Annotated in this window: 23 protein-coding genes and 1 pseudogene; 14 read left to right on the top strand and 10 right to left on the bottom strand. The window is 40.9% G+C overall.

Annotated elements, in window-relative coordinates:
• Positions 1–181 precede the first annotated feature (181 nt).
• Positions 182–1042, bottom strand: coding sequence for a UTP--glucose-1-phosphate uridylyltransferase GalU (gene galU / locus EFE42_RS00730; RefSeq protein ID WP_123135607.1), 861 nt, complete (start codon positions 1040–1042; stop codon positions 182–184).
• 203 nt (positions 1043–1245) lie between these two features.
• Here galU and EFE42_RS10950 point away from each other — a divergent pair, with 203 nt between their 5' ends.
• On the top strand, positions 1246–2733 hold the full coding sequence (locus EFE42_RS10950; RefSeq protein ID WP_123135432.1) for a PGF-pre-PGF domain-containing protein: 1488 nt from the start codon (positions 1246–1248) through the stop codon (positions 2731–2733).
• A gap of 119 nt (positions 2734–2852) precedes the next feature.
• A complete protein-coding gene (locus EFE42_RS00720) occupies positions 2853–3122 on the top strand; it encodes a hypothetical protein (protein WP_123135431.1) in 270 nt (89 codons plus the stop codon).
• A 93-nt stretch (positions 3123–3215) separates the two neighbouring features.
• Here the strand turns inward: EFE42_RS00720 and EFE42_RS00715 are convergent, their stop codons facing one another.
• On the bottom strand, positions 3216–4043 hold the full coding sequence (locus tag EFE42_RS00715; RefSeq protein ID WP_123135430.1) for a CPBP family intramembrane glutamic endopeptidase: 828 nt from the start codon (positions 4041–4043) through the stop codon (positions 3216–3218).
• Entirely contained in the window at positions 4027–4920 is an 894-nt protein-coding gene (locus EFE42_RS00710; RefSeq protein ID WP_123135429.1) for a DUF1616 domain-containing protein, read from the bottom strand. The genes EFE42_RS00715 and EFE42_RS00710 overlap by 17 nt, the downstream gene beginning before the upstream one ends.
• Before the next feature lie 174 nt (positions 4921–5094).
• Here EFE42_RS00710 and EFE42_RS00705 point away from each other — a divergent pair, with 174 nt between their 5' ends.
• Positions 5095–5628, top strand: a complete 534-nt coding sequence (locus tag EFE42_RS00705; protein WP_233564668.1) for a metal-dependent hydrolase — start codon at positions 5095–5097, stop codon at positions 5626–5628.
• A gap of 103 nt (positions 5629–5731) precedes the next feature.
• Here the strand turns inward: EFE42_RS00705 and EFE42_RS10390 are convergent, their stop codons facing one another.
• On the bottom strand, positions 5732–5941 hold the full coding sequence (locus EFE42_RS10390; protein ID WP_148039233.1) for a hypothetical protein: 210 nt from the start codon (positions 5939–5941) through the stop codon (positions 5732–5734).
• A gap of 207 nt (positions 5942–6148) precedes the next feature.
• Between EFE42_RS10390 and EFE42_RS00700 the strand changes: the two genes are divergently transcribed.
• From EFE42_RS00700 to EFE42_RS00675, 6 genes are all read left to right on the top strand, one after another.
• The gene (locus EFE42_RS00700) at positions 6149–6250 is read left to right on the top strand and encodes a YgiT-type zinc finger protein (protein ID WP_158599150.1); all 102 of its coding nucleotides are present in this window, start codon (positions 6149–6151) and stop codon (positions 6248–6250) included.
• 227 nt (positions 6251–6477) lie between these two features.
• Positions 6478–6816, top strand: coding sequence for a hypothetical protein (locus EFE42_RS00695; RefSeq protein ID WP_148039232.1), 339 nt, complete (start codon positions 6478–6480; stop codon positions 6814–6816).
• Entirely contained in the window at positions 6800–7186 is a 387-nt protein-coding gene (locus EFE42_RS00690; protein WP_123135425.1) for a DUF2283 domain-containing protein, read from the top strand. Before EFE42_RS00695 ends, EFE42_RS00690 begins: the two co-directional genes overlap by 17 nt.
• A 165-nt stretch (positions 7187–7351) precedes the next feature.
• A complete protein-coding gene (locus EFE42_RS00685; RefSeq protein ID WP_199724060.1) occupies positions 7352–7570 on the top strand; it encodes a hypothetical protein in 219 nt (72 codons plus the stop codon).
• A 319-nt stretch (positions 7571–7889) separates the two neighbouring features.
• Positions 7890–8291, top strand: coding sequence for an IS200/IS605 family transposase (gene tnpA / locus EFE42_RS00680; RefSeq protein WP_123135424.1), 402 nt, complete (start codon positions 7890–7892; stop codon positions 8289–8291).
• Positions 8288–9340: an RNA-guided endonuclease TnpB family protein gene (locus tag EFE42_RS00675; protein ID WP_123135423.1), complete on the top strand. Its 1053-nt coding sequence runs from the start codon at positions 8288–8290 to the stop codon at positions 9338–9340. The genes tnpA and EFE42_RS00675 overlap by 4 nt, the downstream gene beginning before the upstream one ends.
• Positions 9341–9741: 401 nt before the next feature.
• Here the strand turns inward: EFE42_RS00675 and EFE42_RS00670 are convergent.
• Together EFE42_RS00670 and EFE42_RS00665 are read right to left on the bottom strand one after the other, a co-directional pair.
• Positions 9742–10002: pseudogene (locus EFE42_RS00670) on the bottom strand (type II toxin-antitoxin system PemK/MazF family toxin); the annotation flags it as partial.
• 65 nt (positions 10003–10067) lie between these two features.
• A complete protein-coding gene (locus tag EFE42_RS00665) occupies positions 10068–10331 on the bottom strand; it encodes an AbrB/MazE/SpoVT family DNA-binding domain-containing protein (protein WP_096712500.1) in 264 nt (87 codons plus the stop codon).
• A gap of 74 nt (positions 10332–10405) precedes the next feature.
• On the opposite strand from EFE42_RS00665, the gene EFE42_RS00660 reads away from it, so the two are divergent.
• Positions 10406–10597, top strand: a complete 192-nt coding sequence (locus tag EFE42_RS00660; protein ID WP_123135420.1) for a hypothetical protein — start codon at positions 10406–10408, stop codon at positions 10595–10597.
• Positions 10598–10994: 397 nt separating this feature from the next.
• On the top strand, positions 10995–11741 hold the full coding sequence (locus EFE42_RS00655) for an SIMPL domain-containing protein (protein WP_123135419.1): 747 nt from the start codon (positions 10995–10997) through the stop codon (positions 11739–11741).
• Positions 11742–11921: 180 nt separating this feature from the next.
• On the opposite strand, the gene rbr is transcribed toward EFE42_RS00655, so the two are convergent.
• From rbr to EFE42_RS00640, 3 genes are all read right to left on the bottom strand, one after another.
• Entirely contained in the window at positions 11922–12506 is a 585-nt protein-coding gene (gene rbr / locus EFE42_RS00650; protein ID WP_123135418.1) for a rubrerythrin, read from the bottom strand.
• A gap of 196 nt (positions 12507–12702) precedes the next feature.
• Positions 12703–12975 (bottom strand): type II toxin-antitoxin system RelE/ParE family toxin, encoded by a 273-nt coding sequence (locus EFE42_RS00645; RefSeq protein WP_123135417.1) that lies wholly within the window; start codon positions 12973–12975, stop codon positions 12703–12705.
• A complete protein-coding gene (locus EFE42_RS00640) occupies positions 12972–13202 on the bottom strand; it encodes a hypothetical protein (RefSeq protein WP_123135416.1) in 231 nt (76 codons plus the stop codon). The genes EFE42_RS00645 and EFE42_RS00640 overlap by 4 nt, the downstream gene beginning before the upstream one ends.
• 182 nt (positions 13203–13384) lie before the next feature.
• Here EFE42_RS00640 and EFE42_RS00635 point away from each other — a divergent pair, with 182 nt between their 5' ends.
• The 3 genes from EFE42_RS00635 (at position 13385) to EFE42_RS00625 (ending at position 14395) form a co-directional block, all read left to right on the top strand.
• Complete coding sequence (locus EFE42_RS00635; RefSeq protein WP_123135415.1) at positions 13385–13639, top strand: type II toxin-antitoxin system HicB family antitoxin; 255 nt, start codon at positions 13385–13387, stop codon at positions 13637–13639.
• Between the two features lie 112 nt (positions 13640–13751).
• A complete protein-coding gene (locus EFE42_RS00630; protein WP_123135414.1) occupies positions 13752–14027 on the top strand; it encodes a hypothetical protein in 276 nt (91 codons plus the stop codon).
• A complete protein-coding gene (locus EFE42_RS00625; protein WP_123135413.1) occupies positions 14021–14395 on the top strand; it encodes a DUF6516 family protein in 375 nt (124 codons plus the stop codon). The genes EFE42_RS00630 and EFE42_RS00625 overlap by 7 nt, the downstream gene beginning before the upstream one ends.
• Before the next feature lie 29 nt (positions 14396–14424).
• Here EFE42_RS00625 and EFE42_RS00620 read toward each other — a convergent pair whose 3' ends face one another.
• Positions 14425–14616, bottom strand: a complete 192-nt coding sequence (locus EFE42_RS00620) for a DUF433 domain-containing protein (protein WP_123135412.1) — start codon at positions 14614–14616, stop codon at positions 14425–14427.
• Between the last annotated feature and the right edge of the window lies 1 nt (position 14617).

The raw sequence follows: 14617 nt of genomic DNA, 5'->3' as shown, positions 1-14617 counted from the left end.
TGATGGATTTGGAGGGCAGTACCCTGTAATTATCAATATCACAGCTGCGTGCATTGGATTACTACTTCTTGCCGAAGCCTATCTATTGATTTCAAAAAAGAGGAATGGGAATATGAGGCTTTTAGCAAAAAAGTCCTGATTTGCTGCAGGGGAATATATCCCCATAAAATCAGTAACCCCTTCAGCCCAGCTTCTCCAAATGCCCCAGGATCTCGTCCCTCATCCCTTCATCCTTCAGGGCAAAATCCAGTACAGCCTTCACATACTCCACCTTGTTGCCGGAGTCATAACGCTGGCCGGTGAACTGGTGAGCATAGACTTTCTGTGAATCATTGAGCAACCGGATCCCGTCGGTCAGCTGGATCTCGCCACCCACACCTTTGGAGGTCTGCTCTATGCAATCGAAGATCTCCGGAGTGAAAACGTATCGCCCGATGGCACCGATATTGGAGGGAGCCTCCTCCACAGAGGGTTTTTCCACGATATCATCCAGGGCATAGAGATGGTCATCCACAGGACTGCCGCTTATTATTCCGTAACTGCTGACCTTGTCCTGTGGCACTTCCTCCACCGCGATTGTGGAGCGGCCGTATTTGCGGAAGACATCGATCAGCTGACGTGTGCAGGGTTTCTCATTGACGATAATATCATCCCCCAGCAGCACTGCGAAAGGATCCCCACTAACATGTTTGCGGGCGGTCATTATGGCATCTCCCAATCCATTGGGTTCCTTCTGGCGGATGTAGTGAATGTCCACCATTGAGGAGATCTCCTGAACCATTTCCAGCATGTCATACTTGCCCCGATTCTGCAGATGCATCTCCAGTTCAGGACAGCCGTCAAAATAATCCTCGATCGCCCGCTTGTTGCGCCCGGTTACAAATATGATGTCATCAATTCCGGACTCGATGGCTTCCTGTACCACATAATGGATCACAGGAGTATCAATGATCGGCAACATTTCCTTGGGCATTGATTTTGTTACCGGCAAAAAACGGGTCCCCAGCCCCGCCACCGGTATTACGGCCTTTTTTACATCCATTTCAGTATCCTCGGGTTTCATTTTCTGTAAAGTTTGATGTATCCAATTGATATTAGGTTTTGGTCTGTGAATTACAAATATTCGATAGTTTTTTGTACATCACAAATATAGACTGCTAGTAGAAAAAGAGAGTATAGTATATCAATAAAAGGTGTTCACCATTGAAACGATTGAATAAATGTATATTATTACTGTTTATAACTTTGATACTGGGAATTTCCACAGCCTCTGCTTTTGAAGTATCTCCTTCAAATCCGACCGTGGGAGATGAGATCACAATAAATGGCACATCTTCTGCAGACTCGGTAAAAGCCAATGTGGAATTTACCAAGACCGTGTCAGTAGAAGACAGGGAATACGAATACCGCATCAATGATGTAGAAATTCCAAAGGGATCCAATACTTTTACAGTAAGGGCAGAGGGAGCCGAGGACCTGAATGTGCGGGTCAAAATGCTACTCTGGATCAAAAAAAGTGCAGATGCATCATCAGGTGTGCCAATCGTATCCCAGTCAAATGTGCCTTCTGGAACCTATGATATACAAATTGACGGTCAGGCTGCACCTGGAACAAGTTCTGTAGATCTTACAATTACAGCTTCTCAGAATATAGACGTTAAAAACGGTGAATTTAAAGGAGAATATAACACAAACAGCATTCCTCCAGGACAATTCAAAGTAACTGTAGCAGGAGATTCAAAAACCATCACCTTGAATCCTTCAGGTGGCGGTGGTACCTCAACAGAAGAAGAGTCCAAGACCAGTGCTGATGGTGGCAGTGGAGCTGCTATAAGTGCAGAACCCTATGAAAACGTTGAATCCAAAGGCGTGGACAGTCAGTACATTGGCAACGATATGAAGGCAGATTACAGCTTCGCTGAAGGCAGCGGACCGGTGGAAAATATCACTTTTACCCCGCTGATCAATGCAGGCTATACCAGTGTGCTAGTTGAGGTACTCAAAGACACCTCTACACTGGTTGATGCCCAGCCACCCGGACTCCTCTACAGCAACATTAACATATGGATAGGTTCAAGACTCTATGACGATGTGATTGAGGATGCCACGATCTCCTTCAGTGTGAATAAGACCTGGCTGGATGAAAATGATGTGGATACTTCAAGTATCAGATTGATGAGATACACCACAGAATGGACAGAACTGCCAACCACAATGACAGGAGAAGATCTAACTATAATTTCTAAAGGCGACATGGAAAGTGGATGGACAGAACTGCCAACCACAATGACAGGAGAAGATGGGGACAAGGTGTACTACACAGCAAATACCGAAGGATTCTCCAGTTTTGCAATCGTTGCTGATACATCTGCCACACAGGAAACAAAACCTATAGAAATTGAAGCTGACTTCTCAGCAACTCCTGTAGAAGGCCAGAGTCCCCTGGAAGTCACCTTTACAGCAGAGGCAGATAATGCTGACTCCTGGCAGTGGGAATTCGGTGATGGGAACACATCCACACAAACAAACCCAACACACACCTATGAAGAACCCGGCACCTACACTGTTGTACTGACAGTTGAAGGCGAAGGTGGAGTCGATGTTGTGGAGAAGACAGACCTGATCACAGTAACTGCACAGGAAGAAGATAAAGGAATCCCTGGATTTGAAGGCATCTTTGCCATTGCAGGATTGCTGGCAGTAGCAGGGCTTTTGAGAAGGAGGAAAGTATAATGAGGAAATGCAGATATATATACCTCCATCTTCTTTAACGATACAATATTATTCCAGAAAGCAAGATGAGTAACACTTTAATAATAATAAACTCAATATATAGAGTACGAGAAAACATTATGCTTACAAGCGCAATTTCAAGCAGTGCAGTATCAGCAACCAGTGCGGCGTCAACAACTAGTGTAATTTCAATGACTACATGGACTGGTCTGCCAGAATACGGAGTGCTGGCAGTAATTGCACTCATACTGTTATTATCAGCCAAGGAAATATTGTCCGCGTCAAAAAAATGGGATTCTGCTTTGAACTGCTCTCTTAATATGGGAATTGCACCTTTGCTTGTAGCATTTACCGCAATTGTCGTATTCAAAGTTGCAGAAATAGTATGATTTTAACTTTTTTATTAATTATTTTTTGCTAACTAAAAAGCAACTATCTTCTTTCTAAGCATTATTCATCTGCAAATATGAATCAGCCAACATTTAGATTAATCCAAGGGTTGGACCCAGATGTGGTATAATTCCAAACAGGAATACATTAACAAAACCATGAATAAGGGCTATTAAAGTAAGATTTCTAGTCCTTATGAAAATATATCCAATCAATAATCCTGCAATAGAAGCTACCAAAACTTCATAAATCGTACCATAACCAGAGTGCATAACACCGAATAAAAGACTTGTTACTATCAAACCAGGCCATATTCCAAAAGTTTGTTCAAGCCGGGTCTGCAATATAACCCTGAAAATTAGTTCTTCTATAAGACCCACAAAGAGTACCATTACAAGAGAAAGTTTCAATATATTAATAAGAGAAATATCCGGTATCAGATAGCTGTTTGAAATAACATGATATTGCGCCTCTGCAATACCCAGAGATAAAATAAGTGCGCCAATTACATAGGCAAAAAGCCATTTTCTATTAACCCCTTTAATTTTCAAAAACCATATATCAATACCCTGGTGCATAGTTACCAGAAACACAGGAATAGCCAGGGGAGCATAGGTGAATATGAAGAGATATAAAGTAGTCTCAAAGAAAATGGGCATGGAGATATTGACAAGTCTCAAAAGGGGCAACAAGATCAGTGCCTGGAATATCAGTGTCAGTTTCTCATTTTCAAAATAAACAGAAGCTAAAGGCAACCCTACAAGAAGACATGCATGCAGACATATGGCAAAATAACTTTGATCGGCAAAAATCAATAGTTCAGCTGCCATTATAAGCAATATAGGAACAATCGTAAGGATAAAATCCCTATACTCCTTAATTCCAAAAATTTTTTCAAATAAATCATTGCCAGGAGTCATTTGTATCCTCCGATACATTGATCCACAGATGCAGGTCCCTGTAGGATTCTGTGAAATTCTGGTCCTTGTACAGCAAGAACTGCAGTTTCATGTCCGTGCCGTTAAACGGAGGGGTTACCGTAACAGGTTGCTCCCAGGTCTGGTTATGCTCAAGGTTTACCTCTTGTATGGTTTGCAGGGATTGATTCTCCAATTGTATATCAATCGTATAATTGACATCCTCATATTCATGATTTACCACACCGATAATTACCTTTCCACTGTCTCCGAGAGTATAATTGACAGGGTAATCATCCGCCATCCCTCCTGAGCCCAGGATATAGAATTCGGTGAACTGTTCGCCCTGTTTCGGAGTTACTACCACATAGATCAGGGTCACTACCGAGGCCAGGATCGAAATTACCAGAATTATTGTTAGTGCCTTATCCAGCCGGGACTGGGATTCGGAGTGGAATTCATTTTTGAGGGATTCGTAGGATTGCCTTAGGGGAACGTAAAATGCTTCTTCCTCGGGTAGATTGGAGCGGCGCACCACGGCTATGATACACATACCTATTGTGAAGATGGATAATGAGATCAGGATAGGCAACAGACGGATACCCCAGGGTGTGTAGTTCAAGCCCAGGCCTATCAGAGGCACCACTGCAATACTCAGGCCAAAACTCAAAGCCACACGTTCAATACCATCCAGATCATCGTTTTTGGGAAACAGGGCGGCAATCAGGGCATAACCCGGCAGGAACAATACCATGGGCAGGCCCAAAACGGTACGTATGGCCGAATCACTGAGCTGGGGAATGAGAATAAATACTGCCGTCAGGAGTACCAGGCCTACGACAATTTGTATGTCAACAGGGATTTTTTTTATATCCGCCAATATGTACCCTCAAATTGATTGCAGAATCAAATGTTACAATGTTTAAATATTATTCGGTCAACAGGTATATAATTCATATTGTAGCCGGGAAACTAATTTTCAATACAGTGAGAGAGGGATAGAAGTCCTATAAAATTGAAAATCAGACAATAACCGTAATCTTAAACACATCTATTGATCATTCCCCTACCAATGTTTGTGTTTGGCCATATGGGACTGACCTTACTTGCCTTCTATCTGGCAGAGCGATGGCTGCCCGGGTTGCAGGGCAAGGTCAATTATGGTTTTGTGGCGATCGGAGCACTGCTGCCAGACCTGATCGACAAGCCGCTGGGCCGGTTTTTACTGGCAGATTCCCTGGCAAGCGGCAGGATATTTGCCCATACCTTAATATTCTGGATACTGGTTGGCCTCATCATTGTTTTGATATGGCAGAAGTGGCGAGCAAATTTCTTATTGGTATTGCCCCCTGCAGCAGTTTTGCATTTACTGGAAGACTCGATGTGGCAGACTCCCGAAGTTTTGTTCTGGCCGTTTATGGGTTGGGGTTTCCCTGCCGATAAGATTGCAGGTGGATTTCTGGATTACCTGCTGCACGTGTTCTCCAACTGCTATGATCCGGCCATATCGATGGTTTTTGTATCGGAAATTTTCGGGATTATGATCTGTATGGTGGGTGCTGTGCGATGGTACAATCGGGCGAGATAATACAGATTATGTCTACACATTTTGTCGACTATATTCGACAAATTTGCAGGAATTTATCGTGTATAGTCGATAAACTTTTAAAACAGGTTTATAGTGGTTTAAATCAGATCTGCATGTCTGCCAGTTTGTGAAGTACAAAATCATGTTCTTCTGCAAACTTCCGGGCCTGTTCTGTGAATCCGGATTTGGAAACGACCATGAAGTATTCCGATCTCTCCCTGTTATACCAGTCAACAAACCGGGATTTATCGATAAGGGATTGCAGGACACCGACATCTACCAGCGGGTTCTGCCTGCCTGTTGATGAACTCACTTTTTATTGTTACAATAATTATTGTGCAGACAATAATGTATGAAATCAATCCTTATCTGATTAGCCAGGAATTCCTGCCAGACAAAGACTATTTGGGCAATCCAGAAGATATGAATCTATATGTTACCGGACAGTTGTAATTTCTGCCAGGGCAGATTGGTTTAGAAAAACATTGAGGTGGAAATCAAAAAAGCGGATGGGGAATGTGTGTCTTTGAGAGTATCTGCCTATGTGTGTGATACCTGTGGGGAGGCTTACTATACGCCGGAGGGTTCCAGGAAACTGGACAGGATTGCTTATAGCAGGTGAGACCGCACAGGAACATATCTCATGTCCATTTTCATTCACATAATATTAATAACGTGTGAACAAATGTACCCATAATGCTTAATTTAACTGAATTGAAGAGAACGTTTGTTTTACAATCCAGTATAGCTGTGATATCGTACAGAGAATGAAAAGCTATCTGAATATGTACTGTCCGGACAAACAGCATCTGTATTGTGTGGAAGCAGAAAATAATTGCGAGGATATACGTGCCACAAATGGACCTCTATACTTTCATAGAATGTTTAGCAAACATTGACAAATCCCAACTGCATTATACTGCTCATTTCATTAAACGGTGGGAAGCACGATTAAGTTATTATTTTAGTGAAATTGACGATATATATGATGTTATAGCAAATCAGACACCGGTAGGCATCTTAATCCAAGATGAGGGAAAATTTAAAGTACATTATACGATAGATGTTGTATACGACTTAATTATTGTTTTATCCATTAAACGATTAAATCCATTTGAGATTTCATTGGTTACTTCATACAAACAGCGTGCAAACAGAAGAGTGAGAGAAGATGAAAAAAGTGATTAATATCAATAGTAAGAGCGACTACTGGGATTATGACTCACTCAACGATAGTTTTTTTGCATTTTCAAAAGGAGTCCAGTACAAGTCCTCTATAGAAATTGATGGTGTTTTATTGGATGTTGGAATGGACAATTCGATTGTCGGGATTGAAATACTTGATGCAGCCAAAAGATTTGGAATTTCCAAATATGACATGAAGAATCTTAAACAGATCAGGGCAGATATCAAGGTTTCAGAAGAATCTATCAATATTAAACTATTATTGGAAGTTTCTAAACGAAATCGTGAATTGCCATTAAAATTATCGATTACCGGGGCAAATGAGATGAAGTTGCCATCTACAAGTTCTGGCACGATGGCTGTGGCTGCCTGAAATCCGTTCAGATGTGCGGATAATTTTGTATCATGCTAAGTTACTGCTTTAATATCGCACAAAGGGTCAACTACACAACCTTTACAGAAGGGACCTGAATGTCAATTAAACATTCATCCGGGAGAATTAGTTGACACGTCTAATAATCGATAGGAGATAGGACACATGAGCACACACATTAACCACGCAACGACTATCCCCACAACAAAAGCAATAAGAGACAGATTGAAAAACTATGGTCATAAGGGAGAGACCTATAGCGATATTCTTACACGCATGATGGATTTGATTGATAGGGAGAAATTCATGGACCGGATGTACAAGCGTCTGGAAGAAAAGGATCAGTTTGTCTCAATTGACGAAATGTCAACCAACCCTCCCTGATGGCAAGGGCTTGAATGTCAATTAAAATTTGTCCGGCCGGCTGACAAGCACCTCTGATACTTCACGATATACCTGAAATACCGTGTTTTGTGTTCAATGTTATTGCACCTCAGCCCTCCATTATTTCCACAACATTTACAGCCAAAACCCAAACAATTTATGTGAAATATATTAACATATATTTAAACGAAGGACGGTTTACGACTAATGGGGCGTAGGGGTAGAAAAAGCCTATGACTTTAGTCATAGGATGAATCGTACCCCGCTCATTTAGTTAATCACAAATGTTATATAGATGTCAGACGTATAATACATTATCATGGCAACAGAGAGATGGAAACATAGCAATACAACGGTGTATAACATTGGTTTTCATTTAATATGGTGTCCTAAATATAGACGCAATGTTTTAGAAAATGAGATTGAAGCACGTTTAAAGGAACTTCTCTATAATAAAGCAGAAGAAATAGGAGTAACCATTGAAAAAATGGAAATAATGCCCGACCACGTTCATCTATTTGTGAAAACTACACCTACAATGAGTCCTCATTGGATTGTTCAACAATTGAAGGGTTATACATCTCGTATTTTAAGACAAGAATTTTCAGAAATGAGAACTAGACTCCCGACATTATGGACTCGAAGCTACTATTGTGAATCTGTAGGTCACATTTCGGAAAAAACGGTTAAAAAATACATTGAGGATCAGAAAAATAAATGATACTCACATACAAAATCAAGCATCATCGAGATTTTTCCGATGAACTAAAAAAGGCTAAACAAGTAGCCCACTATGTATTAGAGCATCATCCGCATTCAGATAAATTCAGTTCCAAAGATGTAAAACAATTCGGATTAAAATCAGTGATGAGCAATCAGATTATTCGTAAATACGGACGTAATAAGAAGATAAAACGTATCAATAAGGTTAAATTAACAATCCCTAAACAGGGAATCCAGTATATTCCTACATCACAAATTATCAAAATAACAGCATTGAAATTGGAATTTAATCATGAAATCCCCATCTACTTCGACACTATCAATCAGATTGAAGTAGATAACGAATATCTCTTTGTTTCTGTAACCCACAAAGAAAATTCAGAATATGAAGCTACAGAATGGTTAGGAGTAGACCGAAATACTACAGGTCATATAGCAGTCGTGGCATCTACTGATACTGGAAAAATTATGAAACTCGGTAAATCAGGACAATATATTCATGAAAAATACAAACATATCCGTAAAAATCTACAAAAGAGAGGTAAATATCGAAAAGTAAAACAACTCAAAAACCGTGAAAGTAGAATCGTCCGAGACATTAACCACAAAATTAGCAAGAAGATAGTGGGTAATGCCTATGAAAATGGTTACGGAATCAAGCTCGAAGAACTCAAGGGCATCCGTAAGAACAAGAAACAAGCAAAGTCATTCCGTTATTCCTTGAATAGTTGGTCTTTCTATCAGTTCCAAATGATGATAGAATACAAAGCCAAACTACTTGGAGTTCCTATCGCTTATATCGACCCTGCATACACTTCTCAATCATGTAGCAGATGCGGTCATATAGGGGACAGAAATGGCAAAAACTTCCAGTGTCCTTCTTGTGGACACGTTGAACATGCGGATGTTAATGCAGCTTTCAACATTGCATTATCTCCAAACATAGTTCGATTTGCTACAGAAAGTGATGTAGCAAAGGGGAATACTGGTATCCCCAAAGCGGCAATGATTAGAAAGCAATCAACCGTAGAACCCCACGCAATTTAGTCGTGGGAGTATGTCAGATGACCTATACCGGGAATTTAGTAAGGCTGCCTGTGGCTTGCGAGTATGCGGATAAAATTATTGCTAAAGATGTGTAAGTGTTCCTGATTTGGAACACTTCACCCTTTCTCCTTATAATGAACGGTGCACCCGCGGTCAGTGCTACAGCAAATATGACATTTAATCCGGATGCCTGTGGACCTGTGTCCGTTAGGAAAAGAGAAGAAGCAGGAAGCCTTTTTTCATAAGGGAGGGGGTTCACCATCAGTACCATTATCAATATACGAAGCACAATCATAATAAACATGTTCCGTAAATTTGTGAATCGGGCAGGTTTTACTCCCCGAATGCGGGAGGTCACAGAGGAAAAAAGAGTGATCCTGATTGGTCTGGCAGATAAAGACTTACAGGAAAAGTTTCAATAACTTATTCTGAATTTCTTTTTGTTTGTACAAATGAACATTTCCAATTATTTTAAGGACATTGCTGGACTCCATTGTGAATATTTTGTTCACCCGAACCCAGCTACCCTGGCGAAGTGAGCCTTCAGATAGATCGCTATCTGAAACATAGACAGCACAATTGTCCGCAGGTTTTCTGGATGTGATCTGGCACAGTATCACGTCCCGCCTCATCTGATCAGAAACAGCGATCGCCGGTCTGAGTTTGCTATTGTTATTGTCTGTAAAGGGGAAGGAATTATAACTATATTTCCTTTATAAATCATCGATTACTTCCCCAGATAGTCTTTCAAATGATCCCAGGCAGCATCTTCTTCAGGAGTGTCCCATTCTTTTGAAAGGGATTCCTGGGAAGCGATAGCACAACTTAATCCTTCTTCGATGAAAGACAAAGGTCGAATCTCAATGTGGTCGTCATACACAAAAACGGCTGCTTTGTCGCCTATCTTCATACCGGAATTTCTGTATGCGCCGGGAATGGTAATTTGCCCTTTTTTGCTGACAGTCACACTTTTTACATCTATTAAAGTCATAAAATGCCCCATATATCTTACAAGTAAGATAGTATATACCTCTTTCGACAAAAAGACTTACAACATCTCAAATAATGGAAGTGCAAAAGGTTGGACCGGATGTGTACTATTCCCTGAAGGAAATGGTCAGGTTTGTGGACTGGTATCCTGAAAGCCAGGAACATTTCGCCCTGATAAGCCGGGCAGGTTTTACTCCCCGGATGCAGGAGATTGCAGAGGAAGAGAAAGTGATTCTGATTGCTCTGGCAGATATGTTACAGATATAATTACTCTGCAGAAAACTTGTCACAGTAATAAGCATACACCTGATATCAACCTGAGAGGATATGGGACTGGAAGAAGAGCGATATAAGCGGGTGAAAGGGACCGGAGAAAATAGATGGGATTGTGGTGTATTGGGGTACATGATGTTTTTAGACCGGTCCCGTTCACCTGATGATGTCACAAAAATATTAGTTCTGTTATATAAGCATGGCTGTTTTCATTCATGAGACGGTTTATGTCAACTAGCCCTGAGAATCCTGTTCTAAAAGTTGAAATACCTGAGCAGAGAGGGGGTTTTCTCTACCTGTCTCTTTTGATTAACTTCGAACGAATTCGAACCTTAGCCAATTTTTTAATACCTGCCGGTACATCTATTGTATGAATAAAGGAGAGGATTAAATGTCCCAGGAAAATAATAAAGAGAAGTCATATTACATCATCATTGCACTTTCAGTAGTGCTGGTGCTAATGGCAGCGACGTTATATGCAGGATCGGTCGGCGGATCTGACAGTGATTCAGAAAACACTCTGCAGATGAATGGAAATGCGGAAATGATGGTTGTGCCCGACACTGCAACCCTGAACATTGGTGCAGAAGTCATGGCTCCCACTGCAGAAGAAGCGAGTCAGGAAAATTCAGCCATCATGAATGCGGTTATCGAGGAACTTAAAGGTCTCGGCCTGGAGGAGGAAGATATCCGGACATCACATGTTTCTGTGAGGCCTGAATACAATTATGGAGAAGGGACACGGACAATTGAAGGATATTCGGCTTCCAATAGTGTGCAGATTACCACTACAAACCTCGATATCCTCGGAGAGATTATTGACAGGTCTGCATCTGCAGGAGCAAATCAGATCGGCGGGGTTTCTTTTAGCATATCTGATGACAAACAGAAAGAATTGCATGAGGAACTGATCACCGAAGCTGTGGCCGATGCGTCATCCAAAGCCGAGACACTGGCTGATAATCTGGGTGTGGAGATCGTAGGCGTGAAGTCATCATCTATAAGTGATGGTACACAGCCAAGAACATATTATGAAGAGAGTTTGGCAATGGATGCTGCTGAAGAACCGGCAACACCAATTGAGCCGGGAGAGTCAAAGGTTTCAATGTCTGTTCAGGTCACATATATTGTTCAGTAAGCTTTTTGAGAAATTGATTAGAACTGCCACAAAAACAGAAATCCGGAAGTTGTAGAATGGCGAATTTGCCTTCTACAATCTTCCGGGTTATCTATTATTTTAAGGAAGAAGAAATCCCCAATGTGATTTTGGCCATGAAAAACACAGAGGGGATGAATGTGTTTTGTTCAGGATATGACCTTAATACTCTTCGCACTTTCTCTCGAAATAGTTGTAGGGATGGTCGCATGAAGGACATTCTTCGGGAGGTTCGGGTCCTCTGTGTACATAACCACATTTGCGGCAGACCCATTCGACTTGCTTTTCCTTTTTGAAAACGGTCTCGTTTTCCACTTCCCGGAGAAGTTGTTCAAACCGCTCTTTGTGATGCATTTCAGCCTTGCCGATGGCTCTGAGCCTTGCTGCGACCTCAGGCAGGTTCTCGTCTTCAGCAGTCTGTGCAAATTCAGGATACATGCTGGTGGTTTCGTAGTCCTCACCGTTGATCGCGGCTTTCAGGTTCTCGGCGGTTGTGCCGTAGTCATTCGGAACATCAGCCTGAATTGCAATGGCATCGAAGGATTCCCCGCTTTTTTCTTTCAACTCATTGATCAGACGGAAACTCCATTTTGCATGCTCTCTTTCATTCTCTGCGGTGAGGAGAAATAGATCGGCAATTTGCTCGAAACCTTCCTTTTTAGCAACTTTGGAATAAATTGTATATCGGTTTCTGGCCTGGCTTTCGCCGACAAACGCTTTTGATAGGTTTTCTACAGTCTTTTTCATGATTTGTTTCTCCAGATGTTTTTTTATGAATTGTTCTTTATGTGGTTTGAATGATAAATATATAATGTTTTTTTGGATCCAATTTTTTGGAGAGTCTGAAGAACAGCCCTACTATGGGAGATACCTGAACTGGAAAGTGTTTCAAGCAATGGGTATTTGTTTTGAAGAGTGTTGTCAGAACCTGGAGGAAATCATCTCAGGATTGATATTTCCTATAGATTGTTTTACGATCCCCAACTTCTACAATAAATATCAGCATTCTGTTGTTTTCGATTGTCAGGATGACTCTATATTCCCCAACCCGGTGAGAATACAAAGGTTGTTTACCTGTGCCTTTCAATTTTTTTATGTTACAATAGGGATCGTTTTTTAATTCGTCTATTGAACTGATTATGCTCTCACTTACAGTTATAGATAGTTTTTTCAACTGTTTCAGTGATTTGTTTGTATAGATTACGGCGTAACTCATAACAAACCAAGCTCTTTCTTGACCTCATCTTCACTATAGGTCCTACCCATTTTGATGTCTTCCAAAGCTTCTTCAATGTCCTGAATAGCTTCATCGCTTAGTTCATCCTCATCGATTGCCATTCTGGTTAATCTCTCGATTACAGAATTAAAGGACTCTTTTGGATATTTTTTTAGACTTTTTAGATTTTCTTTTGTTTGTGGATCCACACAGATAGTAGTTGCCATTTTGATTCTCCTTTGCACCGATTGCAGAGACGTTGTGATATTAGTCTATAGGATACTATAGGCACCTATACATATAAATGTCCATCCATTGAGGATTGCCAGTCTACTTCTAAATGAGGATAATTACTAAATATCTGATATATGCAATCCCCAAAGGGATAATTGCTTGAGATATAAAGTCCATGTTGATCGAATATATACAGGCAGCCCTTGAAAGAGCCAAATATGAGATAATTGAAGATGAAGAGGAGCCTTACTATGGAGAGATACCTGAACTGGAAGGGGTATGGGCAACTGGTACGTCCCTTGAAGAGTGCCGCCAGAACCTGGAGGAAATCATCGAGGAGTGGCTCATTTTAAGATTGCGTCGAAATCTGCCTATTCCACCCCTTGGCAACCATACAATAGATGATCTCGGAGAAATTGCCGTTGCCTAAGCTTTAATCCTGTAGACTGGAATCCGCATCACTGCTACTTAAAAACTATCCTGGTTTTCAGTATTACTTATCTGCCACAAAACCTTTAATTTGAGTACGTATATTTCCTATTATGGAAGTCGCAATCTCAGATGATGCATTACCTGTTGTAAAAGAGTCACTGGAAAAGGAGATTCTTCTGCTGCGGGCAAAGATCCGCCTGGCAGAAAAAGAAATTGCTGTTTTTGAAGACAGGTACAATATGCCGTCGTCCCGATTTTGTATAGAATTTGAAAACGGGGACCTCGGGGATTCACAGGATTTTTTTGAATGGTGGGGGCTGTTGAAGGGTCTTGAGACTCTTAAAACACAGTTGGATCAGGCACAATCGGTGATTTCAAAGTGGTGATTTCTGAGTACTTTGAATCAATAGAAGAATTGATTCGCAATTCTGATTTCATTATGGATAGATATGTTGATTACAAGGAATTCAGTCGTTCAGAAGGGATGGTTAGGGGACAATTGGTTTTTCTCGGCGGATATGTGCTTGAATTCATGGAATATGTATGCATTGGAAAAGAGCGTCTAAAGTACAGGTTTAATTTTTCTGATATGAAAGGAAATTTAGTATTTAGATACGATAATGCAGCCCACCATAAAGATATACATTCATATCCTCATCACAAACATGTGCCAGAGGGAGTTGAACCTTCCGTAGAAGTTGGATTAGAAGAAGTAATTGAACAAATTGAACAAATAATTAGTAAACAAGTGTAATAAAGGAAAAATTGAATATATGTTCCTTCTTAGGAAGCATATTTTAATGCTGCAAGGATGTCTTCTTTATCAATTTGGGGATAATTTTCCAGAATATCATCGTATGTCCAGTTATTTCCCAGAAGTTCAATGACAAAATCCACCGATATCCTGGTCCCTTTGATTACAGGTTTGCCTGCGCAGATTTCGTGACTGATCGTTATCCTATCATTGGGTGTCATT

This window comes from Methanohalophilus sp. RSK, assembly GCF_003722075.1.
GTDB lineage: Archaea > Halobacteriota > Methanosarcinia > Methanosarcinales > Methanosarcinaceae > Methanohalophilus.
Note: the sequence above shows the minus strand (reverse complement) of the source record. Positions and strands in the feature narration are given on the sequence as shown.

Coding starts and splice junctions, on each gene's coding strand:
- galU (WP_123135607.1), bottom strand. CDS start 1,042: ATGGATGTAAAAAAGGCCGTAATACCGGTGGCGGGGCTGGGGACCCGT.
- EFE42_RS00720 (WP_123135431.1), top strand. CDS start 2,853: ATGCTTACAAGCGCAATTTCAAGCAGTGCAGTATCAGCAACCAGTGCG.
- EFE42_RS00715 (WP_123135430.1), bottom strand. CDS start 4,043: ATGACTCCTGGCAATGATTTATTTGAAAAAATTTTTGGAATTAAGGAG.
- EFE42_RS00690 (WP_123135425.1), top strand. CDS start 6,800: ATGAAAAAAGTGATTAATATCAATAGTAAGAGCGACTACTGGGATTAT.
- EFE42_RS00685 (WP_199724060.1), top strand. CDS start 7,352: ATGAGCACACACATTAACCACGCAACGACTATCCCCACAACAAAAGCA.
- tnpA (WP_123135424.1), top strand. CDS start 7,890: ATGGCAACAGAGAGATGGAAACATAGCAATACAACGGTGTATAACATT.
- EFE42_RS00675 (WP_123135423.1), top strand. CDS start 8,288: ATGATACTCACATACAAAATCAAGCATCATCGAGATTTTTCCGATGAA.
- EFE42_RS00665 (WP_096712500.1), bottom strand. CDS start 10,331: ATGACTTTAATAGATGTAAAAAGTGTGACTGTCAGCAAAAAAGGGCAA.
- EFE42_RS00660 (WP_123135420.1), top strand. CDS start 10,406: ATGGAAGTGCAAAAGGTTGGACCGGATGTGTACTATTCCCTGAAGGAA.
- EFE42_RS00655 (WP_123135419.1), top strand. CDS start 10,995: ATGTCCCAGGAAAATAATAAAGAGAAGTCATATTACATCATCATTGCA.
- rbr (WP_123135418.1), bottom strand. CDS start 12,506: ATGAAAAAGACTGTAGAAAACCTATCAAAAGCGTTTGTCGGCGAAAGC.
- EFE42_RS00645 (WP_123135417.1), bottom strand. CDS start 12,975: ATGAGTTACGCCGTAATCTATACAAACAAATCACTGAAACAGTTGAAA.
- EFE42_RS00640 (WP_123135416.1), bottom strand. CDS start 13,202: ATGGCAACTACTATCTGTGTGGATCCACAAACAAAAGAAAATCTAAAA.
- EFE42_RS00635 (WP_123135415.1), top strand. CDS start 13,385: ATGTTGATCGAATATATACAGGCAGCCCTTGAAAGAGCCAAATATGAG.
- EFE42_RS00630 (WP_123135414.1), top strand. CDS start 13,752: ATGGAAGTCGCAATCTCAGATGATGCATTACCTGTTGTAAAAGAGTCA.
- EFE42_RS00620 (WP_123135412.1), bottom strand. CDS start 14,616: ATGACACCCAATGATAGGATAACGATCAGTCACGAAATCTGCGCAGGC.